Source organism: Methanomicrobium sp. (assembly GCF_055145805.1).
The window spans coordinates 1-5,565 of the sequence record NZ_JBSREC010000139.1; the positions used below are offsets into that span (position 1 = coordinate 1).

The following is a 5,565-nucleotide window of genomic DNA, read 5'->3' on the forward strand; positions in this document are numbered from 1 at the left end:
CCTTGATTTTTCTGTTGAATACAAAATGCTTGCCGATGCACTCATAGAAGACTTCAAAACAGCTGAGGAAATATACAATAAAATCTGCGAAGGAGAGGGTGTATATCCATTAAAAACAACCCTGATGTACTGGATTGTTCAGGACGCACCTGATTTTGCAGCAAGCACTGAAGAAGAGGAAAAGGGAGGAAAATGGCTTGTATTCGTAGAAAGGGAAGAAGCCGATGAACTATGGCAGAAGATACGCGATGCAACCGTTGAAAACAGACTTGGCATCTCGGCAAAAGTATCCACAGCAAAACACAATCCCGAATCAAAGGACGAAAGAACTGTGATATACATCAACACACGCGACTGGGAAGACGAAGATGACGTGATGAGAGTCCGCGAAGTTCTAAAAGAACTCGGTGTTTTACAGCGCATAGGATACAAGAGAAATATCGAGACATACCATGGCGAATATTCAGACCACGGCAGGAAAGTAACGTACTACAGTATATGAAGAGAATGAATACTCCCAAAAGTATTCAAAAAAGATGAAATTAATATTTTTTTAACCATCAAAATACCCAAAATATACATTGCCGGGTGTTTAGAGCTTTTATCAAAACTAAAATTGTTCATGACGTATAACGCCATGCACGATTTTGCAAAAAATTATGAATAAATGCGCATATAAAAAATGCGCAGAAAAAGATTATGCTTTTCTTTCCTTGTTCTTTGGTCTGAGATTGTTTGAACCACACTTGCGGCATGTTGTTGCGCGTTTTGCGTTTCTTGCATTGCATTTCATGCATATTTTTACATCAAGGAGCCTTGCTTCTGCCTCTGGAAATCTTGCCATATTTGTATACCCCTGTTAAATCTAAATTTCAGTTCTATATACAACGATGTCTGCGGTATTAACATTTTTGGAAAACCGATACTGCATAAAAAACAGGCACAGGTTACATCGGGATTCAAAAGACCTGCCTGTCACGGAAAAAGCAGGAAAAGCTGACGAAATATCATAAAATCCTCCAGTCCTTAGCATTTTTTACCCTGTCCCGAAAAAGACAGTATATAATCCTGTTATTACCGGGAGAAGACAATATAAAATTATTATAAACCAAAAACAGGAATTCTCCTGCAAAGTTTTAATCAAAAACGCTTAAAAGAAGATTTTTTGTCTTTTTTTGTAATAGAACAGGCGCGCTCATTTACTTTCTGTTTGCTAAAAACCAGTCTTTAAAAACAGTAAGTGCACGCGCCCTGTGGGATACTTCCGACTTTTCCGATAGCCCAATCTCTGCAAATGTTTTGCCTCCGGTTTCAAATATCGGGTCATATCCAAACCCTTCAGAACCCCTCGGTGCATATGTAACAGTCCCCTGCACTCTTCCCTTAAAAACAAAGACTCCCGTTTCATCGGCATACGCAACCGCGGTCTCAAAATAAGAATCCCGATCAGTCTTATCCCCCATAAGCTTTAGTATCCCTTCCATCCCGATTGTATCAAGAGCATAAGCCGCATATGCCCCTGGAAAACCATTAAGCGAGTGTATGTAAAACCCGGTATCATCAACAATCAGCGGTTTTTTAAGAATTTCATAAGCTGCCTCTGCCTTTCCCTTTGCAACAATCCCCACATCATCGCTCTTTGTCTCGGGAAGATCTATTTTTATGTGGCCCACATCTGCAAGACCCTCAAAGAATGAGGCGACCTCTTTTGCCTTATTGGCATTACCGGTGACAACCGTAATTTCCAACTAAATTACCTCTTTCTATAAATCTGGCAGGAACACAGATAAATCTCCCATAAAGATTAAGCAGGGTTATCTCCCCTCTCATGCTTAAGAAGAACTCTCACATACAAAAATCCCCAGACATATCCCATAATCCCTCCGAACACATTCCCCAGGACAACTCCGTACCAGACACCAACCTCGCCCATACCAAGCAAAACCCCCATCACATATGCAAATACCGCAATGAATACCAGGTTCCTGAAGATATTTATGATAAAAGAAGTCATACCCCGGCCCGTTCCCTGAAAAACGGATGAAGACATCATTCCAATAGCTGCAAACGGATAGAACAGGCACATCGTCTGGATAAAACCTATAAATGACGGTGCCAGATAGGCACTTTCAGGGGAGTATGTGAATAGAGAAGTTATCTGCGGCGCAAACACCCATGTTACAACGCCTATAAAGATGCTTATTGCAATCCCCATCTTTACAGAATAATTCAGGACAACCTTTAGATTTTCAAACTTTCTTGCGCCAAAATTCGCACCAACAACGGATACGGAAGAGGTTGCAATAGCAGCCAGGGGAATTATTGCAAACATTACAATACGCCACCCGCCGGTATAAACCGCAACGGCATCTGTTCCTGAAACATCGACAAGTATCAGATTGATTATTACAAGAACAACCGACATCAAAAAGAACTCAAAACTTGCAGGCAGGCCGACAGAGAGGATGGTCTTTATAATTTTTTTATTGTATGAGAAATTACTGAGCCGAAGAGAAATATACGAGTCCCTTTTGATTAAAAACCAGTATAAAATAAGACCTGATACAATCGAGACCGAGGCCAGGGTAGCCCACGCGGCACCTGCAATTCCCCAGTTCAGCCAGTATATCATAATCGGGTCTAAAACCATGTTAAGAAGAGCAGAAAGGGCCATTGCGTACATCGTCCTCTTCGTATCCCCTTCTGCCCTCAATACAGCGTACCCGATATTTGAGAAGATAAGCAGAGCAGTACCTGCAAATATTATCTGCCCGTAAGTAACTGCCATATCAGTTGCACTATCCGCACCCATCGCAATCATAATGGGCTCTAAAAGAAGGATCAGCGGGACTGTCACTACAAGAGAAAGTGCGGTTGTAAAGAGAAAAGAGTGAACTGCGGCATTGTCAGCCCCCGATCTGTTTTTTGCCCCAATCATGCGTGAGATCGCCGAGTTAACCCCGACACCCAGGCCGTTTCCAAGACCTATTAGGATCATAAAGACAGGCATTACAAAACCGACCGCTGCAAGCGCCCCGGAACCAAGTCCTGCAACCCATACGGCATCAACAAGATTATAGATCGAGAACAGAAGCATTGCAACAATCATCGGCCCTGAAAGTTTTATTATCGCTTTTTTTGGATCTCCTGTTAAAAGAGATACCCCGTGGGTCATAATCCCCCCGATATTTCCATTGCTATCAAAAATATCTGCTGAATTATCTTTTTCCATCTTAGTCCTTTTTTTTAATTTTTTGAAAGTTTAACTGCTTTTCAGAACTGATTTCTTATTGAAACATCATCAGTGTAAAGATCTGTATTTTATCTAAAAATGTCCGTATATCTAGTTAAAAATTTGCCGCATGAGATAATATAAGTCTTTAAACCTGCAGGGTTTACTTTTTGTTTCAGATATGAAATCTTTTTTCGTAAAAAACATTAATTAAAAATCATATCATGCATAAACCATGCAGATACGGATGTGTAAATCTGAAGGAAAGTCCCTCCCTCCAAAAATTGTATACTGATATCAAAACCGCACTTGAGAAATGCGGCTGCAAAGTATCCGAACCAAAGGAGATTGCATATGGGATACAGTTTTGGATCAATATTAACAAAAAAACAGAACTTTCCAGGATATACCAAAACAAAAAGGGCGATATCAAATTTGATTTTTCACAGGTGAAAGACTCAGGAAATCTCAAAACACTAAAGGATATTATCAGCAAAGCTACAGGTTTACCCTTAACAGAGGAGAAAAAACCGGCTGCGGGTGATAAAAGACCGCCCGGCCCAAAGTTTCTCAAAACCGCACATGAAAATTCCATCCTGGATAATCTGAAATTTCCAGTAATAGGAACTGATGAATCAGGAAAAGGGGACTATTTCGGGCCGCTTGTTGCTGCCGGGATTTACGTCGATGAGGATTCAGCCGTTTTTTTAAGAAATAATGGGGTTACTGACAGCAAACTTCTCGATGACAATCAGATCAAAAATATTGCTGAAAAGATCAGGGAAAACTGCCCTGATTGTTATTCGATAATAGAGATCCCACCTGACAGGTACAACCGTCTTTATGAACAGTTCAGGCAGGAGAACAAAAACCTAAACTCCCTTCTTGCCTGGGCACATGCAAAGGCGATAGAGGATGTTCTCTCCAAAAAAGAATGTGATACCGCCATTTCAGATCAGTTTGCAGACGAGAGATACATACTCGGAAAACTCCAGAACCGGGGAAGAAAAATACGCCTCGTACAGATGCACAGAGCTGAGAGGAACATTGCTGTTGCAGCGGCATCCATTCTTGCAAGGGACAGATTCCTTGAAAAGATGGCCTCATTATCAAAAGATGCCGGAATAACTCTTCCAAAGGGGGCTTCTCCAGCCGTTGTTGCCGCCGGAAAAGAGATTGTTAGAAAAATTGGCAGAGATGCACTCTTAAAGTATGCAAAAATTCATTTTAAAACAACCGAAGAGATTTTTAAATAGCCGCAGAATTACAGACAACTACCGGATTTATAATTTTTTTCCGAATTCTTCATTTAATGCAACTTTTGCATCCGCACTCAGATCGTCTGCAAGTAAACCATATAGGATACGGTCATAGCTATTGTTATTATGATGCCAGTATTCCCTCTGTAAACCTTCCTTTTTAAAACCGCATCTCTCCATTATCTCCCATGAAGCGGTATTCTCTCTGACACAGTCCCCGTTTATCCGGCAGGCCCCTGCCACATTAAACGCATAATATATGAGAAATCTGCACGCTTCCGTCCCGAATCCCCGCCCCCAGCAGATGTCATCTAACTGGTAACCCATAAGATATGCACCATCGCTGAAATCGACAGGAAGTAAGGCGCATTGCCCAATGAAACAGTCTGATTTCTTCTCTTTTATCGTAAATACAGGTGTTTTCGGAAGCCTGTTTTCTAAAAGATCCTTTTTAATGCCGGATATCAGTGGTTCAAAATAGTTTTTTGTCGTATCGTAGGAATTCGGGCCGAAAAAAAGCCATTTACAGACAGAATCCTTCTCAAGCATTCTTGAAACCGGAAAAAGATCCTTCTCAGTCATATATTCAAATATTAGATTGCAACCGGAATATTTGGTATTCATAAAATCATTAGCCCAGAAACTAATATATATATGTTTCATATTTTTTAATATGCCCTGTGAAAATTAATTCACCACTAATCAAGGCATAGAGATATTAAAGCCGATTTAACCAGAAAAACTATAATTATCCTTTTTATGCCGTTTTTTTACATAGTTCACAAAAATAACTATATATTCCAAAAACATGGAAGTTTCATAATAAAGTCAAAATTTTCTTTGGATTCTTCAGCCCCCAATAAACACAATTTAAAGCAATTTTTCCCAGAAGAAAACTTATAATTTAAATAATCCTGATTTTCTAGAATATATTCAGACCCAAAGAAAAGACGTGAATTTTTTTTATTATAGGACTTACGCAGTTGGATTTCTGACCGCAAGATCCATTATTGATTAAATTCAATAATATATTGTTTAATTCAAAGAATAAAGGAGAATCTGTCATTGAATCCT

At 39.9% G+C, this 5,565-nt stretch carries 6 protein-coding genes; 2 read left to right on the top strand and 4 right to left on the bottom strand.

What is annotated here, in order from left to right; genetic code table 11:
- Window positions 1-502: putative phosphothreonine lyase domain-containing protein (locus ACTB1O_RS12505; protein ID WP_462995478.1), on the top strand; the 502-nt coding region annotated here is incomplete at its 5' end.
- Window positions 503-697: 195 nt separating this feature from the next.
- Here the strand turns inward: ACTB1O_RS12505 and ACTB1O_RS12510 are convergent.
- The 3 genes from ACTB1O_RS12510 to ACTB1O_RS12520 all read right to left on the bottom strand — a co-directional run bounded on the left by ACTB1O_RS12510 (window position 698) and on the right by ACTB1O_RS12520 (window position 3,232).
- A complete protein-coding gene (locus ACTB1O_RS12510) occupies window positions 698-844 on the bottom strand; it encodes a 50S ribosomal protein L40e (RefSeq protein ID WP_462995479.1) in 147 nt (48 codons plus the stop codon).
- A 355-nt stretch (window positions 845-1,199) separates the two neighbouring features.
- Window positions 1,200-1,748 (bottom strand): RdgB/HAM1 family non-canonical purine NTP pyrophosphatase, encoded by a 549-nt coding sequence (gene rdgB / locus ACTB1O_RS12515; protein WP_462995480.1) that lies wholly within the window; start codon window positions 1,746-1,748, stop codon window positions 1,200-1,202.
- Between the two features lie 56 nt (window positions 1,749-1,804).
- Window positions 1,805-3,232, bottom strand: a complete 1,428-nt coding sequence (locus ACTB1O_RS12520) for an MATE family efflux transporter (RefSeq protein ID WP_462995481.1) — start codon at window positions 3,230-3,232, stop codon at window positions 1,805-1,807.
- A 224-nt stretch (window positions 3,233-3,456) separates the two neighbouring features.
- Between ACTB1O_RS12520 and rnhC the strand changes: the two genes are divergently transcribed.
- A complete protein-coding gene (gene rnhC / locus ACTB1O_RS12525) occupies window positions 3,457-4,488 on the top strand; it encodes a ribonuclease HIII (RefSeq protein WP_462995482.1) in 1,032 nt (343 codons plus the stop codon).
- A 27-nt stretch (window positions 4,489-4,515) separates the two neighbouring features.
- On the opposite strand, the gene ACTB1O_RS12530 is transcribed toward rnhC, so the two are convergent.
- Entirely contained in the window at window positions 4,516-5,115 is a 600-nt protein-coding gene (locus ACTB1O_RS12530) for a GNAT family N-acetyltransferase (protein WP_462995483.1), read from the bottom strand.
- Window positions 5,116-5,565 lie beyond the last annotated feature (450 nt).

Excerpts from the sequence above, each read along its gene's own strand:
- ACTB1O_RS12510 (WP_462995479.1), bottom strand. The coding sequence starts at position 844 with ATGGCAAGATTTCCAGAGGCAGAAGCAAGGCTCCTTGATGTAAAAATA.
- ACTB1O_RS12520 (WP_462995481.1), bottom strand. The coding sequence starts at position 3,232 with ATGGAAAAAGATAATTCAGCAGATATTTTTGATAGCAATGGAAATATC.
- rnhC (WP_462995482.1), top strand. The coding sequence starts at position 3,457 with ATGCATAAACCATGCAGATACGGATGTGTAAATCTGAAGGAAAGTCCC.
- ACTB1O_RS12530 (WP_462995483.1), bottom strand. The coding sequence starts at position 5,115 with ATGAATACCAAATATTCCGGTTGCAATCTAATATTTGAATATATGACT.